This is a genomic window from Geomonas sp. Red276 (genome assembly GCF_054784495.1).
The window spans coordinates 1-19,320 of the sequence record NZ_BLXW01000047.1 but is presented as its reverse complement, the minus strand read 5'-3'; the positions used below and the strand labels follow the sequence as shown (position 1 = coordinate 19,320).

The window sequence follows — 19,320 nt, the reverse complement described above, 5'->3', positions numbered from 1 at the left end:
TTCAAACCGAAGGCGTACCCGAGGTGGAGATGAAAAAGATCTACGTGCTGGACACCAACGTTCTGCTTTATGATCCGCAGGCCCTGAACAAGTTCGAGGACAATTCCATCATCATCCCCATCACGGTGATCGAGGAGATCGACCGGTTCAAGAAGGACATGAACGAGACCGGCCGCAACGCCCGCCAGGTCTCCCGGCTCATGGACTCCCTGCGCCAGGAGGGGTCTCTCTCGGAAGGGCTTCCGCTCGAAAACGGCGGCTGCATCCGGATCGAGATCTACGAGGAGCACGTGATGAAGCGGCTTCCCCCCGAGCTGCGGGAGGAGCGCGGCGACAACCGGATCCTGGCGGTGGCGGTCGACCTCATGGAGACCGAGAAGGAGCCGGTGGTCCTGGTCACCAAGGACGTCAACCTGAGGATCAAGGCCGACGCCCTGGGGCTCAAGGCCGAGGACTACGAGTCCGACAAGGTCGCCATCGACGACCTCTACTCCGGGATGGCCAACCTGGACGTGGCCGCAGGGGAGATCGACACCTTCTATTCGCAGGGGTGGCTGAACCTCGAGGCGGGGCTTCTTCCCAACCAGTACGTCACCCTGACCGAGTCCGGGAGCGATTCGCACTCGGCCATCGGGCGCTTCGACGCCAACGCGGGGCGGATGGTCCCGCTCACCCCCATCGTCAAGGAGGGGGTCTGGAGCGTCTTCCCGAGGAACCGCGAGCAGTCCTTCGCCCTCGACGCCCTCCTGGACGACAACGTGAAGATCGTCACCCTGGTCGGCAAGGCGGGGACCGGCAAGACCCTCCTCGCCATCGCCGCCGGCCTTCAGAAGACCGCCGAGGAGAACGTCTACAACCGGCTGCTGGTCTCCCGCCCGGTCTTCCCGATGGGGCGCGACCTCGGTTTCCTCCCCGGCGACGTGGAGGAGAAGCTCTCCCCGTGGATGCAGCCGATCTTCGACAACGTCGAGCTCCTTTTGAGCGGCCACGAAGGGGAGAGGCGCCACAACAAGGGTTACAAGGAGCTGATGGCGATGGGGATCCTCGAGATCGAGCCGCTGACCTACATCCGCGGCCGCTCCATCCCGAACCAGTACCTGATCGTTGACGAGGCGCAGAACCTCACCCCCCACGAGATCAAGACCATCGTGACCCGCGCGGGGGAGGGGACCAAGGTGGTTTTGACCGGCGACCCGTACCAGATCGACAACCCGTACGTGGACGCCGAGAGCAACGGCCTCACCTACGTGGTGGAGCGTCTCAAGGAGCAGGCCATCTCGAGCCACATCACCATGATGAAGGGTGAGCGCTCCGAGCTGGCCGAACTGGCCGCCAACCTCCTGTAGCAACCGGCAACGACATAGCAGCTCCCCGATCCCGGCCTAAAGTCCCGGGACCGGGGTTTCTCTTTTTAAGCCCCACAACTACCGACGGGCACTGGCTCAGTGCCCTCTGTTTTTTTTATGCTACTTCTCTCCCTCGAATCGTCGTGTGACGAAACCGCCGCCGCGGTGGTGAAAGACGGCCGGACCATCCTCTCAAGTGTGGTGGCCTCCCAGATCGCCGTGCACGCCGAGTACGGCGGGGTGGTGCCGGAGATCGCCTCGCGCCAGCACCTGGAGGCCGTCTCGCTCGTGGTCGAGCAGGCCCTGGAAAAGGCCGGGGTCGCCCCCTCCCAGCTCGAAGGGATCGCGGTGACCCAGGGGCCGGGGCTCGCCGGTGCCCTGCTGGTCGGGATCTCCGCGGCCAAGGGTCTATCCCTGGGGCTCGGCGTACCGCTTGTTGGCGTGAACCACATCGAGGGGCACCTTTTGGCCGTCTTTCTCGAACAGCCGGTCGAATTCCCTTTCATCGCCCTGGCGGTCTCGGGGGGGCACTCGCACCTGTACCGCGTGGACGGTGTCGGCCGTTACACGACGCTCGGCCAGACGGTGGACGACGCCGCCGGCGAGGCGTTCGACAAGGTCGCCAAGCTGATCGGCCTTCCGTACCCGGGGGGTGTTGCCATCGACCGCCTGGCGGCGGAAGGCGATCCGAAGGCGATCAAGTTTCCCCGTCCGCTCCTGCACGACGGCACCTTCAACTTCAGCTTCTCCGGCCTGAAGACCGCGGTCCTCACCCACCTCGAAAAGCATCCGGAAGCGCGCGACGCCGGTCTCAACGACCTGGCCGCCTCCTTCCAGGAAGCGGTCTGCGAGGTGCTGACCAAGAAGACCGCCGCCGCGGTGGCGGCCACCGGGATCAAGCGGCTGGTGGTGGCAGGGGGGGTGGCCTGCAACAGCGGGCTGCGCCGTTCCATGCGGCTTTTCGCCGACAAGAGCGGGGTCGAGCTTTCCATCGCCAAACCGGCCCTTTGCGCCGACAACGCCGCCATGATCGCGGTTCCCGGCGATTTCTACCTGCAAAACGGCATCACCAGCGGTTTCGACCTCGATGCCTTACCGGTCTGGCCGCTCGATAGGCTGGCCGCCAGACTCGGGGAGGTCCGTTAGATGGACGGCATGCGCGCCAAGAAGGCGCTGGGACAGAACTTCCTGGTGGACAGCAGCGTCTTGACCCGTATCGTTTCCTGCGTGGCTCCCACCGCGGAGGATTGCATACTCGAGGTAGGCCCTGGGCGCGGAGCGCTGACGAGGCTTTTGGCCGAAAGCGGGGCACGGCTCGTCGCGGTCGAATGGGACCGGGACCTGATCCCCATCTTGAACGCCGAGTTCGGCGACAACGGCCAGGTCGAGATCGGCCACGGCGACATCCTGAGGGTCGATCTCCCGGTGCTTCTCGGCTCGCGCGCGCCGGGGAGAAAGTGGAAGGTGGCGGCCAACCTCCCCTACAACATCTCCTCGCAGGTGCTCTTCCGCTTTCTGGAGTGCTACCAGCTCTTCGACAGGCTCGTGCTGATGCTGCAGAAGGAGGTCGGGGACCGGCTGGCGGCGCCTCCCAACTGCAAGGATTACGGCGCGCTGACCGTGCTTTTGCGGCTAAACTTCGACATCCAGCGTGAATTCATCGTCAAGCCCGGCTGTTTCCGGCCCATTCCCAAGGTGGACTCGGCGGTCCTGAGCTTCGTCCCGCTTCCCGCTCCCCGGGTCGAGGTGGGCGACCACCGGCTCTTCACCCGGCTGGTCAAGGGGGCCTTCAACCAGCGGAGAAAGACCCTTGCCAATGCCCTGAAGGCGGCCGGTTTTGCCGAGGACCCGGAGCGGTTGCAGCAGGCACTCTCTTCAAGCGGCATCGACGGTGGACGCCGCGGAGAGACTCTGTCACTGGAGGAATTCGCCGCGCTATCTCGGGAGTTTTCCGCCGGGAAAAGGCTGGCATAACTCCGGCCGTTTGTGGTATATAAAAACGCTAATCTTTCCCTGGAGGTCACCGTATGAAGATCTGTGTCATTGGTTCCGGCTATGTTGGTCTGGTGGCCGGCACCTGCTTTGCCGAGAGCGGCAACCATGTTATCTGTGTCGACGTTGACGAGGAAAAGATCGAAGGACTCAAGCGCGGTGTGATCCCCATCTATGAGCCCGGCCTGAAGGAGATGGTGCTCAGAAACTGCGAGGAGGGGAGACTCACCTTTACCACCGACCTGGCCTATGCCGTGAAAGAGTCGCTTGTCAACTTCATCGCGGTCGGTACCCCGCCGGGAGCCGACGGCTCGGCCGATCTTCAGTACGTCATCTCGGTGGCCCGCTCCATCGGCCGCCACATGGACAGCTTCAAGATCATCGTCGACAAGTCGACCGTTCCGGTCGGGACCGCGGACAAGGTCCGCCAGGCGGTGGCCGAGGAGCTCGACCAGCGCGGCGTCCAGATCGAGTTCGACGTAGTCTCCAACCCCGAATTCCTCAAGGAAGGGGCCGCCATCGACGACTTCATGAGACCCGACCGGGTGGTGATCGGCACCGACAACGTGCGGACCGCCGAGATCATGAAGGAGCTCTACTCCGCCTTCATGCGCAAGTCCAACCGGCTGCTGGTGATGGACATCCGGAGCGCGGAGATGACCAAGTACGCCGCCAACGCCATGCTGGCCACCCGCATCACCTTCATGAACCAGATCGCCAACCTCTGCGAGCGGATGGGGGCGGACGTCATGGCGGTCCGCGAGGGGATCGGTTCCGACTCACGCATCGGCTACGACTTCCTCTTCCCCGGCGTCGGCTACGGCGGCTCCTGCTTCCCGAAGGACGTCAAGGCCCTGGTGAAGACCGCCGAGGAGTGCGAGTACGACTTCGTCCTTTTGAAGGCGGTGGAGACCGCCAACGAGCGGCAGAAGCGGGTCCTTTCCGAGAAGATCCTCCGCCGCCTGGGCGACGGCAAGGAGAAGCCGCTGGCGGGGAAGACCTTCGCCGTCTGGGGCCTCTCCTTCAAGCCCCGCACCGACGACATGAGGGAGGCCCCCTCGCTCACCATCATCAACCACCTCCTCGAGCTGGGCGCCAAGGTCTCCGCCCACGATCCCGAGGCGATGACCGAGGCGAAGAAGCACTTCGGCAACCGGATCAGTTACTGCGCCCAGTACGACGCGCTGACCAACGCCGACGCGCTGGTGATCATCACCGAGTGGAACGAGTACCGCAACCCCGACTTCGACCGGATCAAGGCTTCCCTGGTCAACCCGCTGATCTTCGACGGCCGTAACCTCTACGGTCCTGAGCGGATGGGGGCGTCCGGGATCGAGTACCATCCCATCGGCCGTAACGGCGGCGCCTGCTGCGAGATGGAGTAAGGGCCGCATCGGCTGCTAAATCGGGGAGATTCCATGCGCATCCTAGTCACCGGCGGTGCCGGTTTTATCGGCTCCCACCTCTGCGAGCGACTCTTGGGGGAGGGGCACGACGTCATCTGCCTGGACAACTTTTTCACCGGCAGCAAACGGAACATCGCCGGCCTGCTCGACCACCGGTCGTTCGAGCTGATCCGGCACGACGTCACCCAGCCGATCCTTCTGGAAGTGGACCGCATCTACAACCTGGCCTGCCCGGCCTCGCCGATCCACTACCAGTACAACCCGGTGAAAACCACCAAGACCAGCGTGATGGGGGCCATCAACATGCTCGGCCTGGCCAAGCGGGTGAGGGCCAGGATCCTGCAGGCCTCCACCTCCGAGGTGTACGGCGACCCGCAGGTCCACCCGCAGACCGAGAGCTACTGGGGGAACGTAAACCCGCTCGGCGTGCGAAGCTGCTACGACGAGGGGAAACGGGTGGCCGAGACCCTCATGATGGACTACCACCGGCAGAACAAGGTCGACATCCGGATCGTCAGGATCTTCAACACCTACGGACCGAAGATGGCGGAGAACGACGGCCGGGTCGTCTCCAACTTCATCCTGCAGGCACTGAAGGGGGAGGACATCACGGTCTACGGCCAGGGGGAGCAGACCCGCTCCTTCTGCTTCGTCACCGACCTGGTGGAAGGGCTCGCGAGGATGATGGGCTGCCCGGACTTCATCGGTCCGGTAAACCTCGGCAACCCCTGCGAGACCACCATCCTGGAGTTTGCCCAGAAGATCATCGCCCTCACCGGTTCACGCTCCCGCATCGTCCACAAGCCCCTGCCGGCCGACGACCCGAAGCAGCGCCAGCCCGACATCTCGCTGGCCAAGGAGAGACTCGGCTGGGAGCCCACGGTCCCGGTGGAGGAAGGGCTGAAGAAGACCATCGATTATTTTGACGGGATACTTTCCCTAGGTTAGTGCATGCAGAAAAGGCTGTTCCTTACACCGCTGGCGATAATCGTCTTCATCCTTTACTTCACCGTTTTCGGTGACCGCGGCCTCTTGCGGATCAACCACCTGCACCGTGACCGCGACGAGATGCAGAAACGGCTGGTGGAGCTCAAGGATGAGAACGACAGGCTGAAGAGGGAGATTGCCGCCCTGCAGTCCGACCGGCGCTACCTGGAGAGCATCGCCCGGCGCGACTTCGGCCTGGTACGCGGGAACGAGGTGATCTACCAGTTCCCCTCCAAAGACGGCACCGACCCCCCGATCGCGCGGCAGCCCGCAGCCTCGGCTCCCCAGGCCGCACCGGCGGCAGGCGGGAAGGCGCACGGGAAAGGTGCGGCCGCTCCGGCCAAGGCGGAAGCCGCCAAGTCCAATTGAGAGTTTGAGCAGTTTAACCCCATCCCCACCCCGGCCCTCCCCTTTGCAGGGGATGCCGAGCCGGGAGAGGGGCGTGGGGCGTAACCACGAGAAATAACCTGATTGCAAAGAAAAGGGGGATGGATATGAAGGAGCAGCTGCGCGCATGCATCCTGAAGGGAATCGAGGGGTGTTTCGCCGACGGCACGCTCACCTCGGGGGTGGTTCCGGCCATCAATATCGAGAAGCCGGCTCACCAGGAGCACGGGGATTTTGCCTCCAACGTCGCCATGCAGATGGCCAAGGCGGAAAGAAAGGCGCCGCGCGCCATCGCGGAGATCATCGTCAACAAGCTCGCCAGCAGCTCCGACCTCATCAAGTCGCTCGAGGTGGCCGGCCCCGGCTTCATCAACTTCTTCATCAAGGATGACGCCTGGAGAAAGGTCCTCCTCGACATCGACCAGGCCGGCGACCAGTACGGCAAGAGCAAGGTGGGTGCCGGCCGCAAGGTCCAGGTGGAGTTCGTGAGCGCCAACCCGACCGGTCCTCTGCACATCGGCCACGGCAGGGGTGCCGCCACCGGCGATGCCGTCGCCTCCCTCTTGCTGGCCGCCGGTTTCGACGTCCAGAAAGAGTACTACATCAACGACGCCGGTAACCAGATGAACACCCTCGGTCTCTCCGGTCTGCTTCGCTACAAGGAAATCCTCGGCGAGCAGATCGAGTTCCCGGAGAACTGCTACCAGGGCGGCTACATGAAGGACATCGCCCGCGAGGTGATCACCAAGCACGGCGACCGCTTCCTCAAGGTTTCCCAGGAGGAGGGGGTGGCCTTCTTCGCCAAGTTCGGCGGCGACGTGATCCTCAAGGGGATCGACGAGGACCTCCAGGACTTCGGCGTCCGCTTCGACAACTGGTTCTCCGAGCAGTCCCTCTTCGACCAGGGGAAGGTCGATTCCGCGGTCAAGGAGATGCAGGAGAAGGGGCTCATCTACGAGCAGGACGGGGCGCTCTGGTTCAAGACCACCGACTACGGCGACGACAAGGACCGCGTGGTGGTGAGGAGCAACGGGGTCACCACCTACTTCGCCTCCGACATCGCCTATCACCGCGACAAGTTCGCCCGCGGCTTCGACTGGGTGATCGACGTCTGGGGTGCCGACCACCACGGCTACGTGCCGAGGCTCAAGGGGGTCGTGCAGGGGCTTGGCCGCAAGGCTGACGACCTCGGCATCATACTGGTCCAGCTGGTGGCGCTTCTTCGTGACGGCGTGCCGGTGGCCATGTCCACCCGCAGCGGCGAGTTCGTCACCCTCAAAGAGGTCGTGGACGAGGTCGGCCGTGACGCTGCCCGCTTCTTCTTCCTCATGCGCCGCTCCGACAGCCAGCTCGACTTCGATCTCGAGCTCGCCAAACGCCAGAGTGCCGACAACCCGGTCTATTACGTCCAGTACGCCCACGCGAGGATCAAGAGCATCTTCGAGACCGCCCGCGAGCGCGGCGTGGCTCCCGATTTCTCGGGAGGGGTCAACCTGCAGCTTCTCGAGAGCGCCGACGACCTGGCGCTGGTGAAGAAACTCTCCCTGTTCCCGGAGACCCTGGAATCCGCCGCGGTCAACTTCGAGCCGCACCGGATCACCTACTTCCTCCAGGACCTGGCGGGCGAGTTCCACAGCTTCTACAACAAGAGCCGGGTGATCATCCCGGAGGAACCGGAGCTCACCAGGGCCCGCCTGTTCCTGCTGCACTGCACGGCCCTCACCCTGAAAAACGCACTGACCGTGCTCGGTATCTCGGCTCCCGAGAGGATGTAGGCGGAGGTGGCCATGGTCATCGATTACAGCGAAAAGCGCCCCGGCGGCGTACGCGAGGGTGGTGAGCGCCGCCCCGTGCAGAAAAACCGGCCCCGCAAGGAACCGGGCGGGCTCTTCGCGCTGATCGCGGTGGCGGTGCTGGCGTTCACCTTCGGCGCCGGCGTCTTCACCGGGTGGCTCCTTTTCAAGGGACACAAGCCCCAGGTGGTCCAGGCGGCACCGCCGGCGGTCAAGACGGTCGAGCCGACGCCGGCCGCACCGCCTCCCCAGGCACCCGCGCCCGACACGCCGCTGACCTTCTACAAGACCCTTCCCGCCGGCGGCAAGGCTCCGATGGGGACCGGGCTCAACCTGAAGACCCCTGAGGCCCCCCCGCCGGCCAACCGTCCGCCCCAGGCCGCTGGGCCTGCTGGCGCACCTGCGACCACGGCCCCGACCGCCCCCGCTCCCCCTGCGGCATCCGCCGCCGCTGCCGGGGCGCCGGGCAAGGAGGAAGGGCAGGGGCACTTCGTGGTCCAGATCGCCTCCTACCGCAGCAAACCGGAGGCGGATGCCGCCCAGGGGCAGCTGAGCTCCAAGGGCGTCGCCGCCTACGTGGTCGAATCGAAGGTTGCCGGGAAAGGGGTTTGGTACCGGGTGCGGGTAGGCCACCGTCTCAGTAAAGCCGAGGCCGAGGCCATCGCCGGCAAAAGTGGAAAAGGAGCCCTCGTTCTCCCCGAGTAGCCCCGGCCGTCGGCAGGCATGGCTCGCGGAGTTAGTGCACGACGGTATGCAGAAGTAATCGCCTCGCCCCTTCATGGGAGAGGGTGCCCGCAGGGCGGGTGAGGGTGGTTTTGATGCGATTCCTGACTCCGATGTTATAGTTTTCCATTAATGGAGGCTAACATGGAGATCAGGCCAAAGCTGGGCGAGATATTCGTGGAGAGCGGGATCCTGAGCCAGAAGACGGTGGACAGGATGCTGCAGGTTTCGAAGCGGCTCAACAAGCGTTTCGGGATCCTCCTGGAAGAGTTGGAGCTGGTAACCGCCGACGAATTGGCGGGCGCGCTTGCCAACCAGCATGCCTGCCGGGTCGCCAGCAACTTCGCCGGGATCTCGTTCCCCGCCGATCTGCTCGCCACCATCCCGGTGGAAATGGCGATGGAGAACTATCTCTTCCCGTTGAAGCTGGAACAGAACCGGCTGGCACTGGCCATCGCCGATCCGACCGAGATGCGGGTGGTCCGGTACCTCTCGGTGGAGCGGGGGTTGAGCATTACCCCGTTCGTCGCCACCCGGCGGGAGATCTATGCGGCCATCTGCCGAAACTACCTGAAAAAGGAAGCCCGCCCGTCGTCGGGAAAGACCGTGCTGATGGTGGAAGGGGACGAGGCGGTCGGCAGCGTCATTGCCCAGTGTCTCGGCAAGAACGGCTGCCGCGTGCTGCGGGCCCGTGACGGACGGGAGGCATACCAGGCGGTTTTGACCGACAAGCCGCAGGCGGTGATCACCGACCAGGAACTGGCCGAGCTCCATGGCTGCGGATTTCTCGACGCGCTTCGTTCCATGCCGGAGTTGAACCAGATCCCGATCCTGCTGGTGGCCGATCCTTTGGAGTCGGACCTCGAGTTGAAGGCGTTCGAACGTGGCTTCTTCGACGTCATTCCGAGGCCGGTGCACGAGGGCACCCTGGTGGCCCGCGTGAAACGGGCGCTGCAGTTCCATCAAAAGAACCTCCGGATGATCTGAGTCCGCAAGCCGCCGGAATCCCTGGTAACCTAATCGACCCTCCAGCGTTTCGGCTCAACGCCGCGCTGGAGGTATTTGTTTTTCGGAGGTGGCACCGTGTGCGCCGTTACGACCGTTAAATGTCCGCATTGCCGGAAAGAGGCTCCCTTGCAGGATAACCCCTACCGGCCTTTCTGTTCCAAGCGCTGCAAGATGATCGACCTCGGCACCTGGGCCAACGAAGGATACCGGATCCCCGGGGAGAAGGCCCCGGAGGAGGAACCGGAAGACGAGGAGTAGTCTGCCGTAGGTAGTACCGAACCATTCAATGAACCCTGAAAGGAGCGTTTCATGTCACAAGTTCGTCTTCGTTTCGCCCCCAGCCCGACCGGCTACCTCCACGTGGGGGGTGCCCGCACCGCCCTGTTCAACTGGCTTTTGGCCAGGAAGCAGCAGGGGCGCTTCATCTTAAGGATCGAGGATACCGACGTGGCCCGCTCCACCCAGGAGTCCGTGGACGCCATTCTCGAGGGGATGACCTGGCTGGGCCTGGACTGGGACGAAGGGCCCTTCTACCAGTCGGAAAATTTCCCGCTCTACAAGGAGTACGTCCAGAAGCTCCTGGATGCCGGCAAGGCCTACAAGTGCTACTGCTCGGCCGAAGAGCTGGAGGCCAAGAGGGAGAAGGCGATGAAGGAGGGGGGGAAGCCGAAGTACGACGGCACCTGCCGCGACCTCCCTCCCCGGGAAGACGACGGCCGCCCCTATGTGGTCCGCTTCAAGGCGCCGCAGGAAGGGACCACCTCCTGGGTCGACCTCATCAAGGGTAAGATCTCCTTCGAGAACGCCGAGCTCGACGACCTGATCATCCAGCGCACCGACGGCACCCCGACCTACAACTTCGTGGTGGTCATCGACGACGCCACCATGAACATCACCACCGTCATCCGCGGCGACGACCACGTCAACAACACCCCGCGCCAGATCCTCCTCTACGAGGCGCTCGAGGTGCCGGTCCCGACCTTCGCCCACGTCCCGATGATCCTCGGGGCGGACAAGGCGCGTCTTTCCAAGCGCCACGGCGCCACCAGCGTCATGGCCTACCGCGACATGGGCTTTCTCCCGGAGGCGATGGTCAACTACCTGGTGAGGCTCGGGTGGAGCTACGGCGACGAGGAGATCTTCTCCCTGGACGACCTGACCCAGAAGTTCTCCATCGAGAGCGTCGGGCGCTCCGCTTCGGTCTTCAACCCGGACAAGCTCCTCTGGCTGAACGCCCACTACATCAAGACCGGCGACCCGGTACGGCTGGCCGGTCTGGTAACGCCGTTTTTGAAGGAGCGCGGGGTGGATCCGGCGCAGGGGCCCGACCTGGTGGCGGTGGTGAAGACGCTGCAGGAGCGGGCGAAGACCATGCTGGAACTCGCCGACGGGGCGGTGTTCTACTACAAGGACGACTTCGAGTACGACGAGAAGGGGGCGGCCAAGAACTTCAACCCCGAGACCCCGGCGCTGCTTGAACTGCTGATCGCCAAGCTGGAAGGGCTCCCCGCGCCGGATATGGAGAGCGTGGAAGGGGTGTTCAAGGGGATCTGCGAGGAGAAGGGGATCAAGCTCGGCCAGATCGGCCCGGCCGTGAGGCTGGCGCTCTCAGGCACCACGGCATCTCCCGGCATCTACGAGATGATCGTGACCCTCGGCAAGGCCGAGAGCAGGAAACGGATCGAGCGGGCCATGGCCTGGATCAGGCGGTAAAAGAAAAGGGGAGGGCGAAAGCCCTCCCCTTCCTCTTTTGGATAAAAGAAGACCCGCGAAGGGCATCCCGCGCGGGTCATGGCACTGCAAACGTAGGCGCTTGATTAGGCAACGATGGCGTTGACCGGGCAGGTATCTACGCAGGCACCGCAGTCGATGCAGGTATCGGCATTGATGACCCTCTTGTCGCCAGCCTCGGAAATGGCGTTGACCGGGCAGGAGTCCTCGCAAGCAGCGCAGTTGATGCACTCATCAGTAATTTTGTGGGCCAAAGTATTCACCTCCTTTTGGGTATTTAGCGTGTAAACGCTAAGTTTTCGGGAGAACCTAGCATACCCGATTCAAAAAGTCCACCACTAAAGCTGACGGCTAAAATCCCCCTTCGCCCAGAGAAAAATCTTGAACTGTCGACCACTCTCCTGTATATATAAAAAAAGGTTTTATTTGTGATGGTTTTGCTGTCGACCAGGCAAACTATAATCTCAACGGGGGTCAATGTCTGATGGACATCTTGGCATTAAACTGCGGTAGTTCTTCTGTAAAATACCAGTTGTTTGATTGGGATAAAAAAGTGGTTGTCGCCAAGGGAATGGTGGAGAGGGTCGTGATCGGCGACTCCTTTATCCTCCACGAGGTCCCTGGCCGGGAGACCTACCGCGAGAATTCCGACTGCCCTGACCATACGGTGGCGGTCGACCTCATCCTCAAGACCCTGACCTCTCCGACTCACGGCGTTCTCAAGGATATCAAGCAGATCGCCGCCGTCGGTCACCGCGTCGTGCATGGCGGGGAGAAGTTCACCTGCTCCGTGCTGATCGACAAAGAGGTGCTCGACGCGGTCACCGAGGTGCAGCACCTCGCTCCGCTGCACAATCCCCCCAACATCGCGGGGATCATGGGCGCCATGGAGGTCCTCCCGGGGGTTCCCCAGGTTGCCATCTTCGATACCGCGTTCCATCAGACCATGCCGGAGCATGCCTACCTCTACCCGCTTCCCTATGAGTGGTACGAGAAGTACGGCGTTCGCCGTTACGGGTTCCACGGCACTTCGCACCTTTACGTTTCCAAGCGCGCCGCCGCGCTGCTCGGGAAACCGGCCAAGGAGTGCAACCTGATCACCATGCACATCGGTAACGGTGTGTCCCACTGCGCCATCAAGAACGGGGTTTCGGTCGACACCACCATGGGGCTTACCCCGCTGGAAGGTGCCATGATGGGTACCCGCTGCGGCGACATCGACCCGGCCATCCCGGCCTTCATGATGCAGAAGGAGAACCTTTCCGCCAAGGAGATCGACTCGATCCTCAACAAGAAGAGCGGCGTCCTTGGCATCACCGGCCGCTTCACCGACCGTCGCGACGTCATCGAGAACGCCGAAGCCGGCGACCGTCTCTGCGCACTGGCCCTCGACATCGAGGCCTACCGGCTGAAGAAGTACATCGGGACCTACATGGCAGCCATCGGCAAGCTCGATGCCGTCATCTTCACCGCCGGCGTGGGCGAGATGGGTGCCCCGATTCGCGAGAGGGCGCTGCAGGGGCTGGATCATCTCGGCATCAAGCTCGACAAGGCGAGAAACGCCAGCGCCATGACCCGCAAGCGCGAGACGCTGATCACCGCCGACGACTCTCCGGTGAAGGTGTACGTCATTCCGACCGACGAGGAGCTGGTCTTCACCGAGGACGTGGCGGCCATCCTGGACGGCACCTACACCGACCACATGCACTTTGAATACAGCTTTTCCAAACCGGATTTCGTCAGGAAGTAGGGGCGGGGAAGCAAGCAGAGAAAAGGCCGGCGGGATATCCCGCCGGCCTTTTTTGTCGGACAGGTCTGACAGAGGTCGGACGTAAGAAAGGCCGGCGGGGGTGCCCCCTGCCGGCCTTTACTTTGCCTTCGGTGGTGAGGAAGGGGCCGGTGTCTACCCCTGGGCCTGCACCGCGGTGATAGCGGTCACATCGACGATGTCCTGGACGGAGCAGCCGCGGGAGAGGTCGTTGACCGGCTTGCCGAGCCCTTGGATGACCGGGCCGATGGCGGCGGCGCCTGCCAGCCGCTCGACCACCTTGTAGGCGATGTTGCCGGCGTCGAGGTCCGGGAAGACGAGGACGTTGGCCTGGCCGGCCACCGGGCTCCCCGGAGCCTTCTTACCGCCCACGGCGGGAATCAGGGCGGCGTCGGCCTGGAGTTCGCCGTCGATGTTGAGGTTGGGATCCATCCCCTTGGCGATCTCGAGGGCCTTGAGGACCTTGTCGGCATCGGCGTGCTTGGCGCTTCCCTTGGTGGAGAAGGAGAGCATGGCGACCCGGGCCGGAACGTCGAGGAACGCGGTGCAGTTCTTGGCGGTGGCGACGGCGATCTCGGCGAGCGCCTGCGCGTCCGGGTTCGGGTTGACGGCGCAGTCGGCGAACAGGATGACGCCGTTCTCGCCAAACTGCGGGGTCTTGGTGGCCATCAGGAAGAAGGAGGAGACGGTCTTGATGCCGGGTGCCGGACCGACGGTCTGGAAGGCAGCCCTCAAAACGTCGCCGGTGGTGCCGGTGGCGCCGGCCACTTCACCGTCGGCATCCCCTTCGCGCACCATCATGCCGGCGAAGTAGAGGTTGTCGGCGGCGGTCAAAAGCTCGCGTGCCTGCTCGGCGGTCAGCCCCTTGGACTTCCGAAGCTCAACCAGTTTCTCGATGTAGCCGTTCAGCTTGGCAGAGGTGGCCGGTTCGATGATCTCGACGCCGGCGAGGTTGATCCCCTTCGCGGCGCAGGCCGCTTTCAGGGTTTCAGGGTTGCCAAGGAGTATAATTTTAGCCAAACCTTGTTCGACAATCTGCTGAGCAGCAAAAAGCATTCTCTCGTCGTAGCTTTCCGGCAGCACTACGGTTTTAAGCTGTTTCCGAGCCTTGTCTTTGATCAGCTCTATCAACGACATATGTCCCCTCCGCTTGGATTTAAAACCACGTTCCGGTTATAACCTACCAACCTGTTCCGGTCAACAGAAAAGGGTCAGCTCCCGCACTCGGACGGGTCTCCCTGGATCTTGTCGACCGCGTGGGGGACCGCCGCCCATACGAAGGCGAGGCACTCGGTGGCCCCCTTGGGGCTCCCGGGGAGGTTGATGATCAGGGTGGTCTTGCGAATGCCGGCCACCGCCCGCGAGATGATGGCGTTGGGGGTCTTCTTGAGGCTCTCCATCCGCATCACCTCGCCGAAACCGGGGAGGATGCGGTCGAGGATCCGCTCGGTGGATTCAGGGGTTACGTCTCTGGGGGAGACCCCGGTCCCGCCGGTGGTGAGGATGAGCTGGTATCGGCCGGAGTCGGCCCATTCGGTGAGGCGCTCCGAGATGAGCTCGGATTCGTCCGGGATCACCTCCACGGCGGCGACCGTCACTCCGCGCTCCTCCAGCCAGAGCTTGAGCGCCGGGCCGCTTCCGTCCAGGCGCTCACCGGTGGAGCAGCGGTCGCTTAAGGTTAAGATGGCAGCTATCATGATCTTCTCCTTCGGGGAGCGGATGTCGGGATCTCACTCCGTGGAACGTTGGTATACGCCGCTTTTGCCCCCTTCCTTGTAGAGGAGGGCGATGTCCGAGATGACGATCCCCTTGTCGGTCCCTTTGCACATGTCGTAGACGGTGAGGGCGGCAACGGTGGCGGAGGTCATCGCCTCCATCTCCACCCCGGTGCGCTCGAAGGCCCGTACCGTGGCCTTGACCTCGATCCTTCCCGCCTCGGCGTCCAGGGAGAAATCGATGGCCGCATGGTGGATGGCGAGCGGGTGGGAGAGGGGGATCAGGTCGGGGGTCTTCTTGGCGGCCGCAATTCCCGCGATGCGGGCGACCCCCAGGACGTCACCCTTGGCGACCCTCCCTTCCACGATGGAGCGGACGGTCTCCGGCTTCAAGGTGAGGACGGCACCGGCCACCGCGGTCCGCATGGTGGGGGTTTTGGCGCTGACGTCGACCATGATGGCGTTTCCTGCTTCGTCGAAGTGATTGAAGGACATCTAACTCTCCATGTCGAGTGAGTTGTCGAGGAGGTGGAGATCAACCTCCTCGCCGGCGGCGAACTCGGTCCGCTCTGCCGGAAGGAGCGCCAGTGCGTTGCACCGGAGCATGGTCTTGATGGTTCCGCTTTTCTGGCTTCCCGCGGTGGTGGCCAGGTAGCGGCCGCCTTCCACGGTGACCGCCACCCGGAGAAAGTGCAGGGTCCCCGCCTTCTTGCGCACCGGTTCCGAGAGGAATCCTTTCACCCTCCTGCGGAACGGTTTGCCGTGGCCGAGCATTTTCAAAAGGGCCGGGCGGACGAACTCCTCGAAGGTGATCATGGTGGCCACCGGGTTGCCGGGGAGGGAAAAGACCGGGACGCCCCCCCTGGTGCCAAAGGCCATCGGCCCTCCCGGCTTCACCCCGACTTTCCAGATCTCCTCCGCCACCCCCAGTTTCTTGAGGGCCGAGCGCACGAGGTCGCGGTCGCCGGCGGAAACCCCCGCCGAGGTGACCAGGACGTCGGCCTTGAGCCCCTCGGCCAGAAGATCGAGATGGCTTTCCATGGTATCGCGGGCGATCCCCAAGAGGAGCGGGTCGGCGCCGCAGAGCCGGACCGCCGCCGCCAGGGCAAGGTTGTTACTGTTGATGATCTGTCCGGCCGTCGGCTGGGTCCCCAGTTCGACCAGCTCGTCCCCGGTGGAGACGATGGCCACCTTGGGGCGGCGGTAGACCGGGACCATGGCCGCCGAAAAGGATGCCAAAAGGCTCACCTGGGGCGGCCCGATGACGGTGCCGGCCGCTATGGCGTTGCTCCCGGCCGCCACGTCCTCCCCCCTCAGCCGGATGTTGGCACCCTTGACGCAGGCGCCGAGCAGGGTGACCACGCCGTCTCCGGGCTTCGTCTCCTCGAGGCGAATGACCGAGTCCGCGCCGGGGGGGATGGGCGCTCCCGTCATGATGCGCGCCGCGCACCCCTTTTCCAGGGGGGCCCCGGGAGCCGCTCCGGCAGGGAGAAAGGCGGTCACCTTGAGCGTGGTGCCGGGAGCGCAGTCGTCCGCTCTGACCGCGAAGCCGTCCATGGCGGAATTGTCCCAGGCCGGGATGTCCCACGGGGCGGTGAAATCGGCGGCCAGGATCCTTCCCACCGCATCCATCAACTGGACGCGCTCCACGCCGATGGGAGCCACCTTGGCCAGTATGGTCGCCCTGGCTTCTTCGTAGGTACTCATGGAAAATCCCCGTGTTTTGCCGCTCCTCTCTCACGAGGAAAGGGGGCGAAAGGTTTCATCCGAAAGGGATAGCACACCGGATGGGAATAGACAATTACTTTACCCTCAATGATTATCGCCCGTACATCATATCTCCATTGCCTCGCTGGACAGAAAAAGGTATCTTTGTTTACGAATTTCCTCATCTCCGCGGATCTGTTTCCAAGCAGGATCATCTTCATGGCTCTTATAGACACCTTCGGCAGGCGCATCAACTACCTCCGCCTCTCAGTCACCGACCGCTGCAATTTCAGATGCACGTACTGCATGCCGGCCGGCGGCGTCCAAAAGCTTTCCCACTGCGACATCCTTTCCTATGCCGATCTTCTGAGGATCTCCACCCAGGCGGTGGCGGCCGGCATAGAGAAGATCAGGGTCACCGGCGGCGAGCCGCTCGTGAGGAAGGGGATCGTCCAGTTCCTCGCCCTTTTGTCCCAGTTGCCGGGGCTCAAGGAGCTGGTGCTGACCACCAACGGTCTGCTCCTGGCCGAAATGGCCCAGGGGCTTCGGGATGCCGGGGTCCAGCGGCTCAACATAAGCCTCGATTCCTTGAACCCCGAGACCTTCGCCAAGGTCACCCGGGGCGGCGACCTGCAGCGGGTACTCGACGGGATCAGGGTGGCCGAAGAGGTGGGCTTTCCTCCCCACAAGATCAACGTGGTGGTCATGCGGGGGGTAAACGACGGCGAGATCCTCGACTTCGCCAGGCTGACCCTCGAGCGTCCCTACTCGGTCCGTTTCATCGAGTACATGCCGACCTCGGGAGACGGCGACTGGCGCGATCTCTGCGTGCCGGGGAGCGAGATCATCGAGCGGATCAGCCGGGAGTACGCTATAGAGGAAGGCTCCAGCTCCGCGCGCTCCGGTCCCTCCCGAAACTTCAGGGTGGCCGGGGCTCAAGGGTCGCTCGGCATCATCACCCCCATGACCGGGCATTTCTGCGATGCCTGCAACCGGCTCAGGGTGACCGCGTCGGGAATGGCCAAGAGCTGCCTCTTCTCGGGGGGGGGCGTCGATCTGCGCCCCTTCCTCGCCACCGGCGACGACACCATCCTGCAGGCGGAGATCCGCCGGATCGTGGCCGGGAAGCCGGGACGCCACCAGATGGCCGAGAAGGGGGAGGACCCGACGCCATTCGCCATGTCTGGGGTCGGAGGGTAAACCGGTAAGGCGGTATGTACCGCTTCGCCGTAGCCGAGAATCAATCAAGGAGTATCCAGATGAAAGGTAAAGTGCTGGCGGTCAATGTCAGCGTCAATAAGGGGGAGCGGAAGACTCCCGTGGCGGAAGTGACCCTCCGGGAAGGGCACGGCATCGTCGGCGACGCCCATGCCGGCGACTGGCATCGCCAGGTGAGCCTTTTGGCCATGGAGAGCATCGACAAGATGAAGGCGCTCGGTCTCCAGGTGGGGGAGGGGGACTTCGCCGAGAACATCACCACCCAAGGGGTCGACCTGGTGCATCTCCCGCTGGGGACCCGGCTCACCCTCGGGGAGGCCTTGCTGGAAGTGACCCAGATCGGCAAGGAGTGTCATACCCGCTGTGCCATCTATTATCAGGCCGGTGACTGCGTCATGCCCAAGGAGGGGATCTTCGCCCGCGTCATTACCGGCGGGGCGGTCCGCCCGGGTGACGAGGTGGTGGTCCTGTAAATCCGAAGGGAGGGGGAATGGAAAAGATCGTGATGATAACCGGCGCCTCGTCCGGTTTCGGGGCCGCCTGCGCGCGGGCCTTCGCGAAGGGAGGTTGCCGCCTGGTGCTGGCCGCCAGGCGCATCGAGCTTTTGGAGCGTCTCAAAGAGGAACTGGGCCCCGGGGTCCCGGTCCACCTGGTCAAACTCGACGTCCGCAAGAGGGCCGCAGTTGAGGAGGCCTTTGCGGCCCTTCCCGAGGAGTTCCGGGAGATCGATTTGCTCATCAACAACGCCGGGCTCGCGCTCGGCCTCGAGCGGGCACAAGAGGCATCGCTCGACGACTGGGACGACATGGTGGACACCAACAACAAGGGGCTCATGTACTGCACCCGCGCGGTCCTTCCCGGCATGGTGGATCGTAACCGCGGCCATATCGTCAACATCGGGTCGGTGGCCGGCAACTGGCCCTATCCCGGCGGCAACGTCTACGGCGCCACCAAGGCCTTCGTCAAGCAGTTTTCCCGCAACCTGCGGGCCGACCTGCTCGGGACCGCGGTGAGGGTGACCAACATCGAGCCGGGGATGGCGGAGACCGAGTTCTCCACGGTCCGCTTCAAGGGGAACGAGGAAAAGGCCCATCGGGTGTACGTCGGTACCGAGCCGCTTCTGGCGGAGGACGTGGCGGATATCGTCGTGTGGGTCTCGTCGATGCCGGGGCGGGTCAACATCAACAGCGTCGAGGTGATGTCGGTCAACCAGGCCTGGGGGCCGCTGGCGGTGCATCGGCAAGGGGAATAAAAAAAAGCCCCCTCCCGGGGGAGGGGGCGATTAGTCGTGCTCATGCCGGTCACCGTTTAGTGGTGAGAGGGTTTGCTGCCATGCGAGGATTTGCTCTGGCTGCGGCTCTGGCTCTGGCTGGAGCTTGATTTGCTTGAGCTGGAGCGGACTTGGGAGCCGATGAATTCTAGTTCAAAATGCACCACCCTGAAGGAGGGGTAAAAAAGAAGGGACACAGTGAGTTTTTCTGGTAGTTTGGAAGCGCCAACGACCAAACCTCAGAAGGAGAACCCACCGTGCCCCACAAG

General features: G+C 63.5%; 20 protein-coding genes. 15 read left to right on the top strand and 5 right to left on the bottom strand.

The annotated features are described in order from the left end of the window. The first annotated feature begins 29 nt into the window (after positions 1 to 29). The 11 genes from ACYVL5_RS21300 (at position 30) to gltX (ending at position 11,355) form a co-directional block, all read left to right on the top strand. Positions 30 to 1,346, top strand: coding sequence for a PhoH family protein (locus ACYVL5_RS21300; RefSeq protein WP_460597580.1), 1,317 nt, complete (start codon positions 30 to 32; stop codon positions 1,344 to 1,346). Between the two features lie 117 nt (positions 1,347 to 1,463). Next, positions 1,464 to 2,492: a tRNA (adenosine(37)-N6)-threonylcarbamoyltransferase complex transferase subunit TsaD gene (gene tsaD / locus ACYVL5_RS21295; RefSeq protein WP_460597579.1), complete on the top strand. Its 1,029-nt coding sequence runs from the start codon at positions 1,464 to 1,466 to the stop codon at positions 2,490 to 2,492. Further along, positions 2,493 to 3,320, top strand: coding sequence for a ribosomal RNA small subunit methyltransferase A (gene rsmA, locus ACYVL5_RS21290; protein WP_460597578.1), 828 nt, complete (start codon positions 2,493 to 2,495; stop codon positions 3,318 to 3,320). It abuts the gene before it with no gap. Between the two features lie 53 nt (positions 3,321 to 3,373). Continuing rightward, entirely contained in the window at positions 3,374 to 4,723 is a 1,350-nt protein-coding gene (locus tag ACYVL5_RS21285) for a UDP-glucose dehydrogenase family protein (RefSeq protein WP_460597577.1), read from the top strand. Between the two features lie 33 nt (positions 4,724 to 4,756). Then, positions 4,757 to 5,692, top strand: coding sequence for a UDP-glucuronic acid decarboxylase family protein (locus tag ACYVL5_RS21280; RefSeq protein ID WP_460597576.1), 936 nt, complete (start codon positions 4,757 to 4,759; stop codon positions 5,690 to 5,692). A 3-nt stretch (positions 5,693 to 5,695) separates the two neighbouring features. Beyond that, positions 5,696 to 6,100, top strand: coding sequence for an FtsB family cell division protein (locus ACYVL5_RS21275; protein ID WP_460597575.1), 405 nt, complete (start codon positions 5,696 to 5,698; stop codon positions 6,098 to 6,100). A 125-nt stretch (positions 6,101 to 6,225) separates the two neighbouring features. After that, positions 6,226 to 7,893 carry an arginine--tRNA ligase gene (gene argS / locus ACYVL5_RS21270; protein ID WP_460597574.1) on the top strand — a complete coding sequence of 556 codons (1,668 nt, stop codon included), beginning with the start codon at positions 6,226 to 6,228 and terminating at the stop codon, positions 7,891 to 7,893. A gap of 12 nt (positions 7,894 to 7,905) precedes the next feature. Next, a complete protein-coding gene (locus ACYVL5_RS21265; RefSeq protein WP_460597573.1) occupies positions 7,906 to 8,616 on the top strand; it encodes an SPOR domain-containing protein in 711 nt (236 codons plus the stop codon). A gap of 162 nt (positions 8,617 to 8,778) precedes the next feature. After that, the gene (locus ACYVL5_RS21260; protein WP_460597572.1) at positions 8,779 to 9,621 is read left to right on the top strand and encodes a response regulator; all 843 of its coding nucleotides are present in this window, start codon (positions 8,779 to 8,781) and stop codon (positions 9,619 to 9,621) included. Positions 9,622 to 9,717: 96 nt separating this feature from the next. Further along, complete coding sequence (locus ACYVL5_RS21255; RefSeq protein WP_460597571.1) at positions 9,718 to 9,900, top strand: DNA gyrase inhibitor YacG; 183 nt, start codon at positions 9,718 to 9,720, stop codon at positions 9,898 to 9,900. 51 nt (positions 9,901 to 9,951) lie between these two features. Beyond that, entirely contained in the window at positions 9,952 to 11,355 is a 1,404-nt protein-coding gene (gene gltX / locus ACYVL5_RS21250; protein ID WP_460597570.1) for a glutamate--tRNA ligase, read from the top strand. 104 nt (positions 11,356 to 11,459) lie between these two features. On the opposite strand, the gene ACYVL5_RS21245 is transcribed toward gltX, so the two are convergent. Further along, positions 11,460 to 11,627 carry a DUF362 domain-containing protein gene (locus ACYVL5_RS21245; RefSeq protein WP_250679800.1) on the bottom strand — a complete coding sequence of 56 codons (168 nt, stop codon included), beginning with the start codon at positions 11,625 to 11,627 and terminating at the stop codon, positions 11,460 to 11,462. A 230-nt stretch (positions 11,628 to 11,857) separates the two neighbouring features. Here ACYVL5_RS21245 and ACYVL5_RS21240 point away from each other — a divergent pair, with 230 nt between their 5' ends. Then, complete coding sequence (locus tag ACYVL5_RS21240; RefSeq protein ID WP_460597569.1) at positions 11,858 to 13,123, top strand: acetate kinase; 1,266 nt, start codon at positions 11,858 to 11,860, stop codon at positions 13,121 to 13,123. A gap of 153 nt (positions 13,124 to 13,276) precedes the next feature. On the opposite strand, the gene pta is transcribed toward ACYVL5_RS21240, so the two are convergent. The 4 genes from pta to ACYVL5_RS21220 form a co-directional block, all read right to left on the bottom strand. Beyond that, positions 13,277 to 14,278 (bottom strand): phosphate acetyltransferase, encoded by a 1,002-nt coding sequence (pta, locus tag ACYVL5_RS21235; protein ID WP_460597568.1) that lies wholly within the window; start codon positions 14,276 to 14,278, stop codon positions 13,277 to 13,279. A 74-nt stretch (positions 14,279 to 14,352) separates the two neighbouring features. After that, on the bottom strand, positions 14,353 to 14,838 hold the full coding sequence (gene mog / locus ACYVL5_RS21230; protein ID WP_460597567.1) for a MogA/MoaB family molybdenum cofactor biosynthesis protein: 486 nt from the start codon (positions 14,836 to 14,838) through the stop codon (positions 14,353 to 14,355). Between the two features lie 33 nt (positions 14,839 to 14,871). Continuing rightward, positions 14,872 to 15,351 carry a cyclic pyranopterin monophosphate synthase gene (moaC, locus tag ACYVL5_RS21225; protein ID WP_460597566.1) on the bottom strand — a complete coding sequence of 160 codons (480 nt, stop codon included), beginning with the start codon at positions 15,349 to 15,351 and terminating at the stop codon, positions 14,872 to 14,874. Beyond that, the gene (locus tag ACYVL5_RS21220; protein WP_460597565.1) at positions 15,352 to 16,563 is read right to left on the bottom strand and encodes a molybdopterin molybdotransferase MoeA; all 1,212 of its coding nucleotides are present in this window, start codon (positions 16,561 to 16,563) and stop codon (positions 15,352 to 15,354) included. 219 nt (positions 16,564 to 16,782) lie between these two features. On the opposite strand from ACYVL5_RS21220, the gene moaA reads away from it, so the two are divergent. The 3 genes from moaA to ACYVL5_RS21205 are packed head-to-tail and all read left to right on the top strand — an operon-like array spanning position 16,783 to position 19,033. Further along, positions 16,783 to 17,763, top strand: a complete 981-nt coding sequence (gene moaA / locus ACYVL5_RS21215; RefSeq protein ID WP_460597564.1) for a GTP 3',8-cyclase MoaA — start codon at positions 16,783 to 16,785, stop codon at positions 17,761 to 17,763. 59 nt (positions 17,764 to 17,822) lie between these two features. Then, positions 17,823 to 18,254, top strand: a complete 432-nt coding sequence (locus tag ACYVL5_RS21210) for an MOSC domain-containing protein (protein ID WP_460597563.1) — start codon at positions 17,823 to 17,825, stop codon at positions 18,252 to 18,254. Between the two features lie 17 nt (positions 18,255 to 18,271). After that, on the top strand, positions 18,272 to 19,033 hold the full coding sequence (locus ACYVL5_RS21205; RefSeq protein WP_460597562.1) for an SDR family oxidoreductase: 762 nt from the start codon (positions 18,272 to 18,274) through the stop codon (positions 19,031 to 19,033). Positions 19,034 to 19,320 lie beyond the last annotated feature (287 nt).